Consider the following 17,953-nt stretch of genomic DNA (forward strand, 5'->3'; position numbering starts at 1 on the left):
ATAAGTTTTTGATTTTATGGCGGGTATAGCAGACTTTCTCGACTCCCTGATTGGCGGTTTCGATCTCATTTGTTTTTGTCTCACAGTCGGAAGCCTGTTCTGGGGACTTTTTGTTTTGCGTCCCTGGGAACAGCAACGCGGCTACAATGCGGCGCTGCTGCACAGAACGACCACCTTGTTATACAAAGGCGGCTTTTATCTGGCGGGCGCCCAGCTTTTCAAGATCATCCTGAAGATCTGGCTGATGACCGCCGTGCTCGAACGCTGGCCGTTTCCAGAGTTTGCCGAAACCACGCAATTCATCGGCGGCGTGATTCGCACCCTGCTGGCCTTGGCGCTGGCTTTCTATTGCCGGCAGGTATTGCATCACCATGCCGATTCAAAAGCACACTGGATCATTGCGAGCGTCGTCGCGCTGCCGTTGATCATTTCCGGCGCCTGGCTCGTGCATGCGGCCGGACGTTTCGATAATAAAGCGCTGCTGATGGCGCTGACCGTCGCGCATCAACTGGCCGCCGCGGCCTGGATCGGCGGCGTCTTGCAGCTGGTGAATGTCTGGCTGCTGAAATACCGCGAGCAGATTCAGGCCAATTTATGGCCGTTTCTGCTGAAACGCTTTTCGATCTTCGGCATCGCTTCGGTCAGCTTGTTGCTCCTTACCGGTACGCCGATCGCGCTGCAATACATCACGACCTGGAACGGATTGGTCGGCACCGGCTACGGCAACCTGTTGCTGGTCAAGGTCGTGCTGCTGTCGCTCGCGTTGGGCTTTGCCTGGCTGAACCGCAGCGCAGTACTCGCTTACGGCATCAGCGGCGATACGACCCGCTTAAATCGCAGTGTGCCCTATTACATCGAAGCCGAAACCTTCATTTTGATCACGCTGCTGTTTACCGCGGCCAGTCTCGCCTCGCAGCCGCCGGCGATCGACATTCCGAACTTGACCGCGGGTTGGCAGGAAGTGCTGAATACCTTTCATCCGCAAATCCCGCAAACCACCTCACCGACCCATACTGCGCTGATTGCGGGCGAAGCCGGCCGCGTCGCGATCATCGGCCAGGTGCCTTCGATCGCGGCGACAGAATGGTCGAATTACAACCACAACATCGCAGGTATTTTCCTGACCGCGATGAGCTTCTTCGCGATGCTGTCCTATCTGAAGTCGCCGGCCGCGTCCCTCGACCGCTTTTTTGCGCTGATCAAATTCTGGCCGATCGGTTTCGTGCTGCTGGGCATCTTTCTGTTTTTCCGCAGCGATGCGGAAACCTGGCCCTTGGGCCCGATTGGTTTCTGGGAAAGCACGTTCAACAACGGCGAGGTCTTGCAGCACCGGATCGCGACGCTGCTGGTGTTCGTGCTCGGCGTGATCGAAATCAGAGCCCGCATGCAGGGCAATCAAAACACCCGCCTGCCGCTGGTATTCCCGGTGCTTGCGGCCTTCGGTGGACTGATGTTGCTGACCCATTCGCATATCGGCTTTCAGGCCAAGAGCGCCTTTCTGATTCAGGTCGGCCATACCACGATGGGTATTTTCGCCCTGATTCTCGCCTCCGGCCGCTGGCTCGAGTTGAAACTCGACAAGCCCGGCAAGGACATTGCCGGTTTTCTATCTGTTGCGGCTCTGTTTCAAATGGGGCTTATTCTGATGTTCTATCGCGAACCCCTGTACTAAATTATGAAACTCACCACCGAATTCCCGTTGCTCGATCAGATCAATCTGCCCGCGGACCTGCGCAAACTGAGCAAGGACCAGCTGAAGCCGATCGCGAAGGAACTGCGCGATTATCTGACCCATACGGTCAGCGTCTCCGGCGGCCATTTCTCGGCCGGGCTCGGCACGGTCGAATTGACCGTCGCGCTGCACTACGTGTTCAATACCCCCGAGGATCAGTTGGTTTGGGATGTCGGCCATCAGGCCTATCCGCATAAGATTCTGACCGGCCGCAAGGGACGCATGACCACGATCCGCACGCACGGCGGCATCGCGGCGTTTCCTACCCGCTCCGAAAGCGAATATGACGCCTTCGGCGTCGGCCATTCGAGCACCTCGATCAGCGCGGCCCTGGGCATGGCGATCGCCTCGGCGCAGAAAGGCGAAAACAAACAGATGGTTGCGATCATCGGCGACGGCAGCATCACCGGCGGCATGGCCTATGAAGCGATGAACCATGCCGGCGCGCTCGATGCGAATCTGTTGGTGATTCTGAACGACAACGATATGTCGATCTCGCCGAATGTCGGCGCGATGAACAATTATCTGGCCAAGATCTTGTCCAGCCGGCTGTATGTATCGGCCTGGGAAGAAAGCAAGAAAGTACTCAGCAGCATGCCGACGGTCTGGGAACTCGCGCGCCGCACCGAAGAGCATATCAAGGGCATGGTGGTGCCGGGAACGCTGTTCGAAGAGCTCGGCTTCAATTACATCGGCCCGATCGACGGCCACGACATCGACGTGTTGGTGGCTACGCTCGAAAACCTGAAGGCGATGCCCGGCCCCCGCCTCCTGCATATCGTAACCCGGAAAGGCAAGGGCTATGCGCCGGCCGAAAGAGACCCGCTCGCTTATCACGGCGTGCCGGCCTTCGATCCTTCCAAGGATTCGCTGCCGAAATCGGCGCCCTCCCCGCACCCGACCTATACCGAGGTGTTCGGCAACTGGCTCTGCGACATGGCCGAACAGGACGAGCGCCTCCTCGGCATCACGCCGGCGATGCGCGAAGGCTCGGGTCTGGTCAAGTTTTCCGAACGCTTTCCGAAGCGCTATTTCGACGTCGCGATCGCCGAACAACATGCGGTAACGCTCGCCGCGGGCCAAGCCTGTCAGGGCGCGAAGCCGGTCGTCGCGATCTATTCGACCTTCCTGCAGCGCGCCTACGACCAGCTGATTCACGATGTCGCGATTCAAAACTTGGACGTTCTGTTCGCGCTCGACCGTGCGGGCCTGGTTGGACCTGACGGACCGACCCATGCCGGCAGCTTCGATTACAGCTTCATGCGCTGCATCCCGAACCTGCTGATCATGGCGCCTGCCGACGAAAACGAATGTCGGCAGATGCTCTATACCGGATTCATCCACGAAGGCCCGGCCTCGGTACGCTATCCGCGCGGCAAGGGCCCCGGCGCCGAAGTGCAAAAGATGATGACCGCGCTGCCGATCGGCAAGGGCGAAATCCGCCGCCAGGGCAGCAAGATCGCGATTCTGGCATGGGGCAGCATGGTCGCCCCGGCCCTGAAAGCCGCCGACCAGTTCGGCGCGACAGTCGCGAACATGCGCTTCGTCAAACCGATCGATGAGGCGTTGATCCTGGATCTGGCCAAAACGCACGAAATGCTGGTCACGATCGAAGAGAACGTCTTATCCGGCGGCGCCGGCAGCGCGGTGAACCAATTCCTGCAAGCGAAGCGCATCCTGATGCCGGTGTTGAATATCGGCCTGCCCGATGCGTTCATCGAACAGGGCACGCGCGAGGAATTGCTTTCGATCTGCGGACTGGACGCGCCAGGCATTGCGGCCAGCATCGAAGCCTTCAGCGCCTAGCTCCATGCTCGAAATCATCCAGATACCGGTCCTGACCGACAATTATATCTATCTGATCCACGATCCGGTGTCGAAAGACACCGCGGCGGTCGATCCGGCCGAGGCTCGGCCGGTGCTGGATGTGTTGGCAAACCAAGGCTGGAAGCTGAGCTACGTTTTGAACACCCATCACCACTGGGATCACGTCGGCGGCAATCTGGAACTGCAACAACAAACCGGCTGCCAGGTGATAGCGCCGTTAGCCGATCGCCACCGGATACCGGGCATCGACCGGGGCGTTGCCGAGGGCGACACCATAAGACTCGGCGAGCATACTGCCGATGTACTGTTCACGCCCGGCCATACGCTCGGCCATGTCGTTTATCATTTCGCGGGCGACTATGTGCTGTTCTGCGGCGACACCCTGTTTGTGATGGGCTGCGGCCGCCTGTTCGAAGGCACCGCCGAACAACTGTGGCAATCGCTGCAACGATTGAAAGCCTTGCCCGCCGACACACGGATCTATTGCACGCACGAATACACGCAAAACAACGGTCGCTTCGCCTTGACCCTGGAGCCTGACAATCGGGCATTAGCCGAGAAAATGCAGCGGGTCGCCGAACTGCGTGCCAACAACCGGCCGACCGTGCCGTCGACGATCGGCGAGGAACTCGCCACCAATCCGTTTTTCAGAGAAGACAGCCCGTCGCTGCAAAAAACGCTAGGCCTGAGGGATGCGACGCCCATTCAAATATTTACCGAAGTACGGCGTTTGAAGGACGCGTTTTAATACGGAGAAGAGTCCATGGCATTGCCTGACAGAGGCAGCGCCATGGACTGGTCAGCAGGAAATTAAGCTTCCAACAGCTCAGCGAAAGGTTTGAAACTTTCGTTGTTATGCTGGGTGCAAACGCTGAATTGATAGTCCTTATCATTCACGCTCAGCTGGATATGTCCCAAATTAGACTTGTTTCTGCATTGGGTGCCCTTCGCGGTGCTCGCCTGGCACTGGTTGCCGTCATCCAAGCGGATAACGTTGCCGGACTCTTCTTTCACGGCCACTGCGGTTTCTTCCGCAGCCGCTTTGGCTTTTGCAGCGGTCGCCGGCTTGGCGACGGTCTGAGTTTGGCTCTCCAGATACTGGCTTACGCGCGTGCCTGCGCCCTGCGGTGCGGCCGCTTCAGCCTGCGCTACAGATTCGGCCGGCGCAGCTGCCTCCGGTTTGAACTCTTTGCCTATCGCCGCAAGATATTTAGCGACGCGCGACAACGGCACGCCCGACTCCTGTTCCTGAGCGGCGGCTACCGGTGCTTCAGCGACTTTCTCGGCGGTTGCCGGCGCAGAGGCCGCCTGCTGGCTGGCCAGGTATTTTGCCACCCGCGACTGAGGTGCAGCTGTGTGCTGAACGGCTGCCGCAGGTTCCGATACCGCAGGCTTAGATGCGGCCGCTTGGCTCGCGAGATATTTTTCGACACGCGACAATGGCGTAGCAGGCTCTTGTGCCGCAGGCGTCTGAACGGCCGCCGCTGCCGGTTTAGCCGCCGCCTGGCTCGCAAGGTATTTGTCAACCCGCGACAGAGGCGCCTTGCTTGCTTGCGCAGCGCTCGCTGCTTCAGCGGCTTGCGCTTGTTTTGCCAGATATTTTGCTACGCCGGTCAGAGCCACTGCGGATGCTTGCTCTTGGTTAGCCAAATATCTTGCGACGCCGGTCAATCCCGAATTTATTTTCACTTCTTCCTTCCTGTAAATATCATCACCTATGGGTCCAGCCAGTTTACTTGTTGCAAAATCAAGAAACTGTTCTAATAAATTTTTTGCCATATCAAAGTTACCTTTTCTTTTATTGTAATAATTAAAGAGCAAATCAGTGTAATCATATGCTAAACCCTTGCGCGGGTAAAGAGCACCTTAACGCTACAGCCGTATCCGGTCGGCATTGTTCTGTCCGGTTTTGAGACACGCAGCCGTTCAGCCGCGGGCCGACCTCATGCGCAACCGAAACCTGCGTCAAACTTATCTGCCGAGCGTGATAGCCAGCGCGCCATGCTCAGTTTACAAGTCCTGTTTAATATCCTCTTTCAGCGCCGGCCAGCGCATGAACGCAAACACCCAAATCATCGCGATATTGACGACCGGAATCAGTAAAACCACTGTCCACCAGCCTTCGAAACCGGCTTTTTGAATGATCCGATAACCCAACCACAAGCAAAATCCGACATAGATCGGCAGCAGGATATAAAATAGCAGCATCATGGCTTCCGCTCCAGTTCGCTTCGGCGGTTGGGCCACGGCATCAGCGCCAACTGCATAAAAACCAGCAACAGGCCGAAAACCGGCAAAAACACCAGCGCGGCCCAGGCCGGATTAAAACCGGCTTTGCGGTAGATCAAAAAAACCGGCAGAAAAATAAAGAGCCCCAGAATGAAAACCTGGAAAATATCGGGAAACATCATCATATGTCCTCTCCTTATTACTTTAAAGACATGCCTAGGCGCAAAGTTTAACCGCAATGCAAAAGCCGTGCGATCCTTTTATCAAAGCGTAAAAGCACATCCGCTTTCATTCCGGCATCAGCACAATGCTTGCGCAGTATGGCGAGCCCCGTCCGCCATGAACACACTCACTGATTGCACCTTTCGACGCCCATGATCATTCAGAGCACCTTCAAACCGGCCTGGTGGCTAAAAAACACCCACCTGCAAACGATCTTCCCGGCCTTCTTTCGCATAGCACAGCCGCCCAAAACGCTGCGTAGGGAGCGGCTGAGCACGCCGGATAACGATTTTCTCGACATCGACCACTGCGGCGAAGCCGGACAGCCGATCGTGATTTTGTTGCACGGCCTGACCGGCAGCTCGGAATCCGGCTACATCAAAGGCTTGCAGCACACGCTGGCGAAACTCGGTCTGCGCACCGTCGCGTTGAATTTCCGCGGCTGCAGCGGCGAATCGAACCGCCTGGCGCGCTGCTATCACTCCGGGGAAACCGAGGACATTCATTTCCTCTATCGAACCCTGCGCGAACGCGAACCGGAAACGCCGATGGCCGCGATCGGTTTTTCGCTGGGCGGCAATGTGCTGCTGAAATGGCTTGGCGAACAGGGTGAGCGTCTTGACCTGTTTGCCGCGATTGCTGTGTCGGTGCCGCTCGTGCTGAGCCTCTGCGCGAGCAAGCTCGATAGCGGATTTTCGAAAATTTACCGCAAACGCCTGCTCAACGAGCTGAAGCACTACGTCCGCCTGAAACTGCAACACCTTGAAACCCTCGGCATCGAGGCGGAAGCCGAAAAAATCAGGCAACTCGGCAATTTGTCCGACATCAGCTCGTTTTGGCAATACGATGATATCGTGGTCGCGAAACTGCACGGCTACCGCGATGTACACGACTACTACCAGAGTTCCAGCTCCCGCCAGTTTCTCAAATCGATCGCCGTGCCGACTCTGGTCATCCAGGCGGCCGACGATCCTTTCATGACCGTCGAAGTGCTGCCCGAAGCGCATGAACTGTCGCCAGCCGTGCAACTGGAAATCGCCCAAAGCGGCGGCCACGTCGGCTTCGTAACCGGCACCTACCCTTTCCGCCCCCGCTACTGGCTGGAACAAAGAATCCCGGAGTATTTGTTACTGCATATAAAATCTTGCCAACCCCAGTCCGGCACTGGCGCTGCATAATTTTTCAAAGAAAGCCTTCCTCGATGCAAATTTTGCATGAGGGGCTTAAAAAAAATTGTCAGCTATGGTTTAATATGCAGCTCTTCAAAACCCCACTCCAAGCCGGTGTAGCTCAGTTGGTAGAGCAGCGCATTCGTAATGCGAAGGTCGTAGGTTCGACTCCTATCATCGGCACCAAATAAAACAAGGGCTTAGGTTGCAAACCAAATCCTTTTTTATTGCTCGCGGGACACCGGCGGGACATTTGCCCACAACGCGTCACAATAAATCCCGGGTCATGAGCCCTTATCCGCTCAATTCGATACGATCAATCGCACCATGCTGTAGCGCTACCATCAAAGTCAGATGCTCGCGCAATTGCCGAGTTAACAGAAAATTTTCGCGCACGAATTCTTTGCCTTTAAGCCCCATCGTCTGCATTTTTTGTTTCTGATTCAGCAGATAGCGAATGCGCAGCGATGCGCCTTCCGGGGTGTTGACTAAGAATCCGGTATGAAAATCGATCACCTGTAAACGAATGCCGCCGGTATCGCCGCCGATGACCGGCTTCCCTTTCCAAAGCGCTTCGGTCACCGTCAAACCGAATCCTTCCTTGGTGGACTTTTGCAGCACGATATCGGACAACCGCTGTAAGGCATTGATCGTACGGTGTGCGTCAGGCGGCAGCAGCAGAATCTTAATATTCGGATCATCGCCCGCTGCAAAGCGCACTTCGTTCAACACGGCCTCGCCCTCCGGATCGTCGGAGGCGCCTCCGCCGGCCAGCACGAGTTGCAAGCCGGGAATATAGTCCTTCGCGAGCTTATAGGCATGAATCACGCCTACAGGATCTTTAAAGCGGTCGAAACGCGAGATCTGCGCGATCATCGGCGCATTGGGATCGATGCCGAAGCGTGTCCGGACAGCGTCCAGTTCGTCTTCAGACAAGTCGACATTCTTGTCGCTTAAGGGATCGATACTGGGAGGGATGATGTAAGCAGGATGCGGCAGCATCTGCACAAACTGCGGCAAAGAGAAGATACTGGCATCATAACCGCGGACGAATCGGTCGATAAACCGCCAGACGCTCCTGTGCGGATGGCTGGCGTCAATATGACAACGCCAGATCCACTTCCCTTTGCGTTGAAGGCAATGCGACAACAATGCCACCGGTTGCGGGTCGTGAATAAAGACAAAGTCCGCGCCTTCCAGCAAAGGACGCAACTGCCTGGCATTCTGTTCGTTCACTTCCTGAAAATGCTGCAATAGCGTATCGGGAATCGTGATTCGGTTTCCCTGTATCGCATTATGCAGGCTTTTGGTGCATTGATAAAACTCGCTGTCGCCGCTAATGACTTCCCAGCGCGAATCGATTCCGAGTTCCCGGGTCAGCGGCACGAGTTTATCCAGGATCTCGGCAACGCCGCCGCCAACTCGGGTGGAGTTCACATGCACCACGGTTTTGCCTCGCAGCGGCTCAGCCAGTTGCCTCAGGTGGCGGATCACATCGGCACCCGCCACGGCGGCATAACTATCCAGCATCGTGGTCATGAAGTTTGCTCCGCGAAATGGTTTTGAAAAGCGGCCGCCAATTCCTGGCGCATTTCGATCAGGGTGCTGAAATAAGGATCGATGCCGGCCAAGCGGTCGATCAAGGGCCGATAAGCCTCACCGAAATAAGCCAACCAATGACGAAAATCATCGACTTTATCATCCGTACGGCGGCGCGCATCGATAAAATGGTAAAAAACGCTGCTTCCCGACATGCGCGGGATCAGTTCCGACATCTTATGCGGTTCTTCCACCCGCAGATGCGTATCGAACACCACAATCTGAGAGCGCACAAATTCAAAGCGCTGCAAGGCGTGCGACCATTGCAAATATTCGCTTTCATCGAGACGGTCGTCTATCAGTTCAAGCAGGTGATAACGTAATTCCTCCACGTCGTCATAGGAGCCAGGATCAAGGACAGCCAACTGTTCCGCCAATTTGGGGTCGTGCAGACTGTGACGTACCCAGCCGGCAAAGTCATTGATGAACTCCGGTTCATCAAAATGCGGAAGCAACAAATTGGCCCAAAAATGGTGATAAAGACTATCAGGGCTAAGATTTTCGATTTGATCGCGGAATTCCTTTAAATTATTGGCCCGTTTATGCGTGGCGATCGCGATCAAGGCACAATCTTTCAAGACAAAACGTGGAGACTTCACCTTGGCCTGATTATTCATCTCGTTCATATGACAAACTCCCTATATACATCACGCTTAAGTTGATTTATCAACGTCTACAAGGCGCGATCTATATTCGCTTGCTGTAACGAATTACTGAATAAAACTTGGAAACCTGCTATTCGAACAAGTTTCGCATGCAAATCATTGTATTAGCAGTTTTTTCGCGATCATTTGCAGATAATCATGTGGAGTCCCCGGCTTTTTTCGAAGTTCAATTTTTTTAACGAACGCGCTGGTCCGCATATTGAATTACCAATCGCCGTAGCACTGCAGGGTTCGAATAAAAATGGTCGGCGCATCAAGTTCGCCGCTCAAACGGGATTAAACCATGAGTCTTATTTTGACTAAAAGGTAATAAACCGCTGCTTCTTTACGGCTAATCGAAGGAACTTAAAATTTATATCGTAATCCCACAAAAAATGGGTGTTTTAGTACCCAACTGACCAAAAACGGGTGGCGACAGCGGTACTCATACCCATTCGGACCATTAACGATGAGCGTCATTTGCGGGGGAAGGAAAATACCTGCCGACGTATTGTAATGAATAACGCCGAAAGGATGCTGCGGCACGAAACTGCTCGGTCGCCGAGAGTTGTGCCCTTCAAATCCGTCCGTCGGTATTATTGAACAAGGTGGTACTAACGATGAGCCGTTATCAATCCATTCTTTGCTGCTGGATGCTAGGCACATTTTTCTGCGCAGCAGCGCATAGTCAGGAAAAAAATGCAAAGACAGCACCCGAGCCGGCTGAGATCCAATCCGTCATCACTACTATGGAAACCCGGTTGATCGCGCCCGTTTGATCGCCCAGATCAAGCTCTTGGCCCAGGCACAACAAAAAATGACCGAGCCGCCTGAAACTCCGACGCTGGGCAGCACCACTGTCGAGCTGCTGAAGACCCCTTCGGATAAAATTACCGAATCTATCGAAACCATAGTGAAAGCCGCCACGATGTTCCATCAGCTTCCCCGTGTTGCCGACTGGCTGGAATGGCAAATCTTAAACTTGGAAAGGCGCAACCTCTGGCTGGACATCATCGGAAAACTTGCCGGCATGATGGGAAGTGCTTACTTAGCTTTCTTTATCGCCCGAAGATCGTTAAAGCATTTATGCGATGTCTTGCAACATTACCCGGCGCAAAGACTCACGATGCGAATTTTATATCTTTTCGCCTTGCTATTGCTTGCCTTAATGCCCATTATCCTATTCGTTATTGTCGGCTATATAGCAATGGGCCTTATCCAGCCGACAGAAAACACCCGCTTGATCGCCATCACCTGGATTAATGCGGCCGTTATTGTCCATATCGCGGTGTCGGTCATGCGTTTTTTGTTCGCGCCTCAATATCCTCAGCTCCGCCTGTTGCCTGTCAGTGATGAGACATCCCTGACGATTGATAGTTGGACGCGCTGGCTGAGCATGATAATGACGTACGGTTATTTCGGCTTGCAAGCCGCCTTGCTGATCGGAATGCCCCTTCCGCTCTATGAAACGCTGCTGCGACTTCTCGGTCTTCTGGTGACCGGTTTGATCGTGCTGATGATCTTGCAAAACCGCAGGAGTGTGGCTCAATTTATCCGCGGCAGGGAAACGCTGAATGCCAGGAAACTGCATCCACGACAAATCCTGAGACAATTTGCCTCGGTTTGGCATATCGTGGCGATCATCTATGTGCTGATGCTTTACGGAGTCTGGGCTCTCGCATTGACCGGCGGCTTCTTTTTTATTCTAAAAGGCACTCTGCTGACCGTTTTGATCTTAATGGCCGGAAATGCCATGGCTTGGTTTATCGAAAACGGGTTTCGCCGCAAGTTTCAGATCGGCGAAGCATGGCGCCGGCGATATCCCGGTCTCGAATCTCGCTTTAACCGTTATGGGCCGATTTTGCAAACGGGAGTCAAGGGTCTGGTCTATGCGTTGATCACGTTGTCCGTGCTTCAGATTTGGAGCATCCCTGCCTTCGTTTGGATCACAACCGGCATAGGAAAAACATTCAGCACGGGGATCATGAAAGTCGGCGGCATTATCCTGACAACCCTCCTGATTTGGGAGGTTGTCACGCTTTTGATGGAAAGCTATCTGGATACGGCAGCAGAAAAGACCCAACTCTCTAACGCGCGTCAGCGAACATTGTTCTCCGTTGCTCAAAATGCATTATTTTTCGTTCTGACCACGACATCAACGCTGATCATTCTTTCCGAACTGGGAATTAATATCATTCCTCTACTGACGGGGGCCGGCGTTGCCGGAATCGCGATTGGCTTCGGCGCCCAAAAACTGGTGCAAGATATTATTACCGGGATTTTCATCCTGCTTGAAAACCTTATCGCGGTTGGCGATGTCATCAGCGTGGCTGACAAAGACGGCCTCGTCGAAGCACTGACAATCCGCACCGTTCGCCTGCGGGACGTGGCGGGCAATGTACACACGATACCTTACAGTTCTATTGGCCCCATCACCAATAAGACAAGAGATTTCCTATTATGTTTTCGACGTGGCCGTGTCATATCGAGAGGACATAGACGGTGTGATGAATGAACTCGCCACAATTGGGCAAGAAATGATGCAGGAGCCTCAGTATGCTTCACTCATCCTGGAGCCTTTGGAAATTTTAGGCGTAGACAGTTTCGCGAGCGACTCAGTCATGATAAAAGCGCGTATCAAGACCCTGCCGAGCAAACAATGGGTGGTAGGGCGCGAATTCAACCGCCGCATCAAGAAGCGGTTCGACCAACTCGCTATTGAGATGTCGTCACCCTGGCTTTCTATCTATATGGAAAGCAACGAAAAAAGCGGGTTATCTCCCGCAAGCTTTCAAAAAATCACGGGGATAATAGCCGATGATTTGATCACTATCTGATCATCCCCAATACGCCAATGACAATAAGATAAATGGCGATGATGTAATTCAACAAAGCAGGACGAATCAGTATAAGGATTCCTGCAATCAGAGAAAGCAGTGAATGGGCATCGACATACATAATAATTCCCCCTCTGTTACGGTTTGAAGATATTTCTTAATCGAATTCTTGCCATTCTTTCTTCGCGCGCAGCAAATGGGCTCCAAAATGGCGATAAAGGCTATCAGAACCCAGATTTTCGCCATAATCGTGCAATTTTTTTGGACTATTGGCGCGCTGATGTATCAAATTTCATTGTCTTGCAAGTTGCGGCGAAGCAGGCATCAGCGATTTGAAAATTTTCAACATGTCTTTTTTGTTCTCCGGATACCAAAGATTACCGAGGTGGCCTCCGTGAGGGTAAAATTTTGCCCGATCGCCGAAAACTTTCTTCAAAAAAGCAATATCTTCCTCCGAAATCAGAAAATCATCGAGGTTGTGCATCAGAAAAATATTCTGATTCTTCTCCAATGTGGTCTCGATCGCTTTTAGGGAGTTCTGCGCATTCAGCTTCTCGAGGCTCATCCGTTTATCGCTTAACTGCCTGAGCCTGGGAATAAGAAAGGTCTTGATATAGCCCATCAGTGTATAGGAGCGAGCTTCGTCAAACCTTGCGCTTCGGTATGACCGACTGACAGGAGTCTTCAAAATACCCGGATCAAACACAAGATTGCTGGTGTAAACCATATCACCGACCGATTTTTGAAACTCGCTTCCGATGAGGTATTCGAATTGCCTGTCCGTGAGTCGGGCGCGCGTGTCCCAACCCGCAAAATAATCCGGATTGTTGGGGTCATTATGTAGCGCTTCAGCCAGCATGCCGAAAGCATACGCTTCCAGATAGCTGCGTTGCCTTTCTCCATACCTTTTCCCCAAGCCGGCCATCGCGTCGATGCGTTTGACCGCCTCCAGCATATCGACCGGCGGGTTGACCAATAGATAGGTAGTGATGCCGATTTTCCCTTGCGCCATATCCAGTTTACCGATATGGCCCGCATCACGTGCCCCCTCGCTTAAACCCAAGAGACCAATTTTGCCGATCTCAGCGTGCCCTTGTTCCTTGATGTCATTTAAGGTACGTTGCATCACCGCATATAAATCCTTGGCGTCTTCATGGACCAGACCGGGAATGCCCGATCGGCTCGCCGCCAAGGTGAAATTCCAGTTGAATGGAGACGGGAGGACGAGTACATGAAATCTATTCCTGGCCAAAAATTCCGCCAAATACCTCGCCGACCCGGCATAGGCGGAACTGCCCATTCCCGGTATGATAAATATCAGCGGCGCGGGCCCTTCTTGTTGATAAAACCGGTAGCGCAATTTCCCTTGCCCTTCCAAAAGATGGACGTGGTCACGGCCGTTAAGGATCTTGATTTGAAGATCCTCGATCATGCCGGGTATGTCTTCGTTTCCCTGCATCAAGGCGACTGTCGAGGTGGCGACAAAAGGATCCTTATAAGGGTAGTGGTAATTCGCATCGTCAATGCGTTGCGCAAAAGCTTCCTGCCGGAAAAACATCAAAAACAGAAAAGTAACCAGGCATATGGCTTTAGGGGGACGCATAATATCTCTCCCTTCAAATGATGATAGGTTTGCTTCTCACCACCCTATCAAAAAACATAAATCTTGTTTTTTAGTCTTTCGCAATTTGAATTTGTTCACTTTACGGGCGCGGAGTCGATCCACGTCCAACAGGCTTTTCAGTCGTTTGATGACCAGCTTGCCGTTGGCGTCTTGCTCGTACAGACTCATGCCATGTGCGTTATCGCGTAACACTACGTCGCCCGCGCTCGGCGCGTAATGGTCGAGATGCTCGCCGGTCTTGTTGGTCGTCACCTCCACTTGCCTCAAGGTCAGCGTGATCAGATCAATCGCGATAGCAGCCGCTAGGTCGTCGCCGTAGCGCCCGGTGCCTGAACCGTTGAACCGTCGATGACGATAAAATGCCATCGCTCACCCTCCTCAAAAAACGACAGGGAAGCAGGACTTAAGCTCGTGCGAATAGATGCAGCAAAATAAAGATTACCCTATAATCCAGATCCACATAGCTCATAAAAAATCAATAGGTAGTTTTACTAAGTTATAAAATAATAAAATTTTGCTAAAATTGACTGCATAATTCCTCCTGAAGTTCATTAATATTTTTTTCTAAGAAGAATTTTAAATTTTGGCTATTTCGCTTATTTTTGTCAAAATTAATCATACGCATAAAAAGAGTTGCTTACGGAAAATCACCTGCCGCTCATTGCCGTTGACGATTAGGATTATGGCTTCAATAGCTGCGGTCTGCGCCGTAAAAGACAACCTCTTTTGGGAGTGTAGCAAGCATCAGAAAACAACTCGACTCACATATTTTTAATATAAATATCAAATGCTTGAATAAATAACCCCTTCCTTTTACGACACCTGCTTCTGACCACCGAGGCCATTGTCATTCATTTTTTCGGTGAATTTTTAGCAGATGTTTATGAAATCGCACGCACTTCACATTAAAAAAATATTAATTCTGCCTAGCTATTGCAAAAAATACTGCTACACTTTTGCCTGAGGATGGATATCTAGCCTCAATAAAGTCTAAGGGATTTTAATAGCCCGAAAATATGCTTGTTGAGCGCGGCTATTGGAAAATTAAAGTGAACGTTCGTTTTCTTTCATGAGATTAGCCTAGCACGTAAATTTCTTGCTGGAATTCACATGAAAAGAGATGTCGACTAACTTTTTGTCTAAGGCCAAAAGCCATCAATTTTTACTCACCAACCATTGGAGGCACTCTGCAATGCATCCAAAATTTGTCAGCAAGACTAACCGGAGATAGAAACGTGAAAACAACCTTGACTACTCTTAAAAACAAACTTCCGGCCCTCTTTAAAAAAGAGCACGGGGCGACCATGGTGGAATATGCAATTATGCTGGCGCTGATTGCGGTGGTTTCAATTGCAATGATCAGTGTCCTGGGTCAAAAAGTGAACAACACGTTCAGCACCATTCAAAGCGCAATGCCTGCAGGTTAAACTTAATTTTTTAATTTTTTAATTTTTTTAACTGGAGAAAGCACATGAAAAACTTATTAATTGACCTGAAAAACAAAGTCCCAACCTTCTTTAAAAAAGAACAAGGCGCCACCATGGTTGAATATGCGATCATGTTGGCTCTGATTGCGATTGTTTCAATTGCAATGATCCAAATCCTGGGTCAAAAAGTGAACAACACGTTCAGCACCATTCAAAGTGCAATGCCTAACAACGGTTAAGCTTTATCAGTCCTAGGCGTAAAGCCCTTGCCGCTACAATTTTAGTTGCAAGGGCTTTTTCCAAAATTTTCTATGCTTAAAAGATCGTTAGGCCTCATATTTTAGTTGCCAACTTCATTCATTAGGTCTAACTTTAAGTTATAGTTGATTTTGTAAGACGATGTATCTGAAACATTTGTTGCTCTTGGATTCTTAATCTGAGCGTGATTTTTTAGACCAAACCTATTTTCCTTACTTTGTGTGTTAGGAATATGAACGCCATTACTCAGCAGTTACATCACGCGAATAGCGCCCGACCTCCCTTCGCACAGCGCCCCCGCACTATCGAGGAAACCGGATTAACGTTCGATTTTATCGCCTCGTTAGTTTGCAAACGCCTGCATGTGAACGGCGTTGCCGATCTATATCAACTGAGTGAAAACGTAGCCTTAGCGGGCAACATTCTCGAAATCGTTCTTGACGACTTACGCACTCACGGTCGGGTGGAAATTCTTGCCGCGTCACATAGCAGTAAAGGATCACGTTACGCACTGACCGATAAAGGCGTTGCCGACGCCTTGGTTGCCTTGAACAAAAGCGGCTACACAGGCCCCGCCCCGGTACCGATCGAACAGTACCGCAACTCCGTCAAAGCCCAATCGGTTCAAAATTGCAAAGTCATCCGAACTGATGTGCAAAAATCATTTGCGGACACTATTGTCGACCCAAACCTGCTGGATAAACTGGGCACCGCCATGCATTCTGGCCGCGCCATCATGATCTACGGACTGGCGGGAACAGGCAAAACTTACATTTGTAAACGCTTGACCCGCTTGCTTGGAGAAGCCATCTACATCCCCTATGCCATATCGGTCGGTGAAAGTGTCGTGCAGTTATTTGACCCGGTCATACACACACCGATCGAAGAAGACGGCTTTAAATTGAACCCTCACATCCTGCAGGGCGTCGACCCGCGTTATATCAAATGTCTCAGGCCCACTGCCGTTAGCGGCGGCGAGCTGACGCTAGATATGCTGGAAATAGACCATGATAAAAACACCCGTTTATCGCAAGCGCCCTTGCAATTAAAAGCCAATAACGGCATGTATATCATCGACGATTTGGGGCGTCAGCGCGTGAAGCCTATCGATCTTTTTAATCGCTGGATTGTCCCGCTCGAAGAAAAACATGATTATTTAAATCTTGATACCGGTAAACGCGTACAGATTCCTTTTGACGTCATACTCATTTTTTCTTCGAATATAAATCCTGTGGAGCTTGCGGATGAAGCCTTTTTAAGACGTCTGGGTTACAAAATTAAGTTCTCTCCGGTTAGCAAAGAGCAATATATCGAGATATGGCATCAATACGCTAACCAACTGCAGTTAAACTGCCCGGACAGCTTACTCGAAAGACTTTTCGATCTCTATCAAAAAGAACACAGACCCCTACTGCCTTGCCACCCTAGAGACTTGCTAGGGATTGTCAGGGATCAATGTGAATACGAAGGCGATGTTGCCCATGCAACGGACGAAAGATTGCAAATAGCATGGGAAACCTATTTTATTAACCTTGAAAATGCAAGGATTGAAGAATGAACAGCCGATTCCTGATAATGCTCATTATAGCGCTGACACTGGCGGCTGGCGCCGCCTGGATTGCCAATAGCTGGGTCGAATCACAAACCAGCAGACAGGCTAACGTAGAACAAAACACGATTCCGGTGTATGTAGCCGCCAATTACATCCCTTACGCCGGCCATATTGATCAAACTCAAATCAAGCTGGTGGATTGGCCCAAAGACATGGTGCCCAAGGAAGCTTTCACGCAAGCGGATACGGCCAGTGATGCCCAGGCCATCGTAGGAAAAATCGCACAGCGTGAATTTTATCCCGGAGAAATCCTGCTCAAGCCGCAGATCAAAAACCATGTTGGCGGCAGTTCATTATCCGCACTGATACCGGAGGGTATGCGCGCGATCAGTGTACGGGTCGACGATGTCGCCGGCGTTGCCGGTTTCATCCTGCCGGGCAATAAAGCCGACATCATTGTCAACCGCGGTGAAGAAACTTTTACCTTGCTGAAAAATATCAAGATTTTGGCAATTGATCAGCAGGCCTCCACAGAGGGGGATAAAAACGCCATCGTGGTTAGAGCCTTGACGCTGGAAGTCACGCCCAAACAGGCTGAAATTCTGGTAAACGCCATGCGCTCCGGAACGCTGCAGTTTACCTTGAGAAATCCGATGGATTCCAGTGAATCCTCGACTGTCGTAGCCAGCACCCCGTCATCACCTGAAACTAAGAAAATAAAACCGATAGCGCCTTTGACTGTAAAAATACTGCCTTGGACAAGCCAATCGTTTAAGGAGTGTAAGGACAATTCTTGTTGAGCTGTTTAAATTCTGAACGATACTAGATTTTAT

18 protein-coding genes and 1 tRNA gene are annotated in these 17,953 nt (G+C 51.5%); 11 read left to right on the forward strand and 8 right to left on the reverse strand.

Annotated elements, in window-relative coordinates; translation table 11 throughout:
* Nucleotides 1–16 precede the first annotated feature (16 nt).
* Genes METLA_RS0107160 through gloB form a run of 3 tightly spaced genes read left to right on the forward strand, consistent with a single transcriptional unit; the run spans nt 17 to nt 4,307 of the window.
* The gene (locus METLA_RS0107160; protein ID WP_024297888.1) at nt 17–1,672 is read left to right on the forward strand and encodes a copper resistance D family protein; all 1,656 of its coding nucleotides are present in this window, start codon (nt 17–19) and stop codon (nt 1,670–1,672) included.
* Nucleotides 1,673–1,675: 3 nt separating this feature from the next.
* On the forward strand, nt 1,676–3,538 hold the full coding sequence (gene dxs, locus METLA_RS0107165; RefSeq protein ID WP_024297889.1) for a 1-deoxy-D-xylulose-5-phosphate synthase: 1,863 nt from the start codon (nt 1,676–1,678) through the stop codon (nt 3,536–3,538).
* Between the two features lie 4 nt (nt 3,539–3,542).
* Nucleotides 3,543–4,307, forward strand: a complete 765-nt coding sequence (gene gloB / locus METLA_RS0107170; protein ID WP_024297890.1) for a hydroxyacylglutathione hydrolase — start codon at nt 3,543–3,545, stop codon at nt 4,305–4,307.
* 62 nt (nt 4,308–4,369) lie between these two features.
* On the opposite strand, the gene METLA_RS21365 is transcribed toward gloB, so the two are convergent.
* The 3 genes from METLA_RS21365 to METLA_RS0107185 form a co-directional block, all read right to left on the reverse strand.
* Nucleotides 4,370–5,380 carry a hypothetical protein gene (locus tag METLA_RS21365; protein WP_152539401.1) on the reverse strand — a complete coding sequence of 337 codons (1,011 nt, stop codon included), beginning with the start codon at nt 5,378–5,380 and terminating at the stop codon, nt 4,370–4,372.
* 189 nt (nt 5,381–5,569) lie between these two features.
* Nucleotides 5,570–5,770 (reverse strand): hypothetical protein, encoded by a 201-nt coding sequence (locus tag METLA_RS0107180; RefSeq protein WP_029646494.1) that lies wholly within the window; start codon nt 5,768–5,770, stop codon nt 5,570–5,572.
* Nucleotides 5,767–5,967 carry a hypothetical protein gene (locus METLA_RS0107185; protein ID WP_084480211.1) on the reverse strand — a complete coding sequence of 67 codons (201 nt, stop codon included), beginning with the start codon at nt 5,965–5,967 and terminating at the stop codon, nt 5,767–5,769. The genes METLA_RS0107180 and METLA_RS0107185 overlap by 4 nt, the downstream gene beginning before the upstream one ends.
* Before the next feature lie 195 nt (nt 5,968–6,162).
* Between METLA_RS0107185 and METLA_RS0107190 the strand changes: the two genes are divergently transcribed.
* A complete protein-coding gene (locus METLA_RS0107190) occupies nt 6,163–7,188 on the forward strand; it encodes a hydrolase (RefSeq protein ID WP_024297894.1) in 1,026 nt (341 codons plus the stop codon).
* A 101-nt stretch (nt 7,189–7,289) separates the two neighbouring features.
* A tRNA-Thr gene (locus tag METLA_RS0107195) sits at nt 7,290–7,365 on the forward strand.
* A gap of 108 nt (nt 7,366–7,473) precedes the next feature.
* Here the strand turns inward: METLA_RS0107195 and METLA_RS0107200 are convergent.
* Both METLA_RS0107200 and METLA_RS0107205 read right to left on the reverse strand, forming a co-directional pair.
* Nucleotides 7,474–8,718 carry a glycosyltransferase gene (locus METLA_RS0107200; RefSeq protein WP_024297895.1) on the reverse strand — a complete coding sequence of 415 codons (1,245 nt, stop codon included), beginning with the start codon at nt 8,716–8,718 and terminating at the stop codon, nt 7,474–7,476.
* Complete coding sequence (locus METLA_RS0107205; RefSeq protein WP_024297896.1) at nt 8,715–9,404, reverse strand: DUF5752 family protein; 690 nt, start codon at nt 9,402–9,404, stop codon at nt 8,715–8,717. The genes METLA_RS0107200 and METLA_RS0107205 overlap by 4 nt, the downstream gene beginning before the upstream one ends.
* Nucleotides 9,405–10,197: 793 nt before the next feature.
* Between METLA_RS0107205 and METLA_RS23720 the strand changes: the two genes are divergently transcribed.
* Together METLA_RS23720 and METLA_RS23725 are read left to right on the forward strand one after the other, a co-directional pair.
* The gene (locus tag METLA_RS23720; protein WP_024297897.1) at nt 10,198–11,937 is read left to right on the forward strand and encodes a mechanosensitive ion channel domain-containing protein; all 1,740 of its coding nucleotides are present in this window, start codon (nt 10,198–10,200) and stop codon (nt 11,935–11,937) included.
* Nucleotides 11,930–12,259: a mechanosensitive ion channel family protein gene (locus METLA_RS23725; protein ID WP_024297898.1), complete on the forward strand. Its 330-nt coding sequence runs from the start codon at nt 11,930–11,932 to the stop codon at nt 12,257–12,259. The genes METLA_RS23720 and METLA_RS23725 overlap by 8 nt, the downstream gene beginning before the upstream one ends.
* Here METLA_RS23725 and METLA_RS21895 read toward each other — a convergent pair.
* The 3 genes from METLA_RS21895 to METLA_RS0107225 all read right to left on the reverse strand — a co-directional run bounded on the left by METLA_RS21895 (nt 12,252) and on the right by METLA_RS0107225 (nt 14,249).
* Nucleotides 12,252–12,380, reverse strand: coding sequence for a DUF3096 domain-containing protein (locus METLA_RS21895; protein ID WP_084480094.1), 129 nt, complete (start codon nt 12,378–12,380; stop codon nt 12,252–12,254). The two genes, METLA_RS23725 and METLA_RS21895, sit on opposite strands and share 8 nt — an antisense overlap.
* Nucleotides 12,381–12,551: 171 nt before the next feature.
* Nucleotides 12,552–13,862, reverse strand: a complete 1,311-nt coding sequence (locus tag METLA_RS0107220; protein ID WP_024297899.1) for an alpha/beta fold hydrolase — start codon at nt 13,860–13,862, stop codon at nt 12,552–12,554.
* A gap of 36 nt (nt 13,863–13,898) precedes the next feature.
* On the reverse strand, nt 13,899–14,249 hold the full coding sequence (locus METLA_RS0107225; RefSeq protein ID WP_024297900.1) for a hypothetical protein: 351 nt from the start codon (nt 14,247–14,249) through the stop codon (nt 13,899–13,901).
* Between the two features lie 869 nt (nt 14,250–15,118).
* On the opposite strand from METLA_RS0107225, the gene METLA_RS0107230 reads away from it, so the two are divergent.
* From METLA_RS0107230 to cpaB, 4 genes are all read left to right on the forward strand, one after another.
* Nucleotides 15,119–15,310, forward strand: a complete 192-nt coding sequence (locus METLA_RS0107230) for a Flp family type IVb pilin (protein WP_051459757.1) — start codon at nt 15,119–15,121, stop codon at nt 15,308–15,310.
* Nucleotides 15,311–15,354: 44 nt separating this feature from the next.
* Nucleotides 15,355–15,549 carry a Flp family type IVb pilin gene (locus METLA_RS20750; RefSeq protein WP_036281556.1) on the forward strand — a complete coding sequence of 65 codons (195 nt, stop codon included), beginning with the start codon at nt 15,355–15,357 and terminating at the stop codon, nt 15,547–15,549.
* A 251-nt stretch (nt 15,550–15,800) separates the two neighbouring features.
* Nucleotides 15,801–17,126 carry a hypothetical protein gene (locus METLA_RS0107240; RefSeq protein WP_024297902.1) on the forward strand — a complete coding sequence of 442 codons (1,326 nt, stop codon included), beginning with the start codon at nt 15,801–15,803 and terminating at the stop codon, nt 17,124–17,126.
* Entirely contained in the window at nt 17,123–17,920 is a 798-nt protein-coding gene (cpaB, locus tag METLA_RS0107245; protein WP_024297903.1) for a Flp pilus assembly protein CpaB, read from the forward strand. The genes METLA_RS0107240 and cpaB overlap by 4 nt, the downstream gene beginning before the upstream one ends.
* Nucleotides 17,921–17,953: the final 33 nt, after the last annotated feature.

The organism is Methylomicrobium lacus LW14 (assembly GCF_000527095.1).
Taxonomy (GTDB): Bacteria; Pseudomonadota; Gammaproteobacteria; order Methylococcales; family Methylomonadaceae; genus Methylomicrobium; species Methylomicrobium lacus.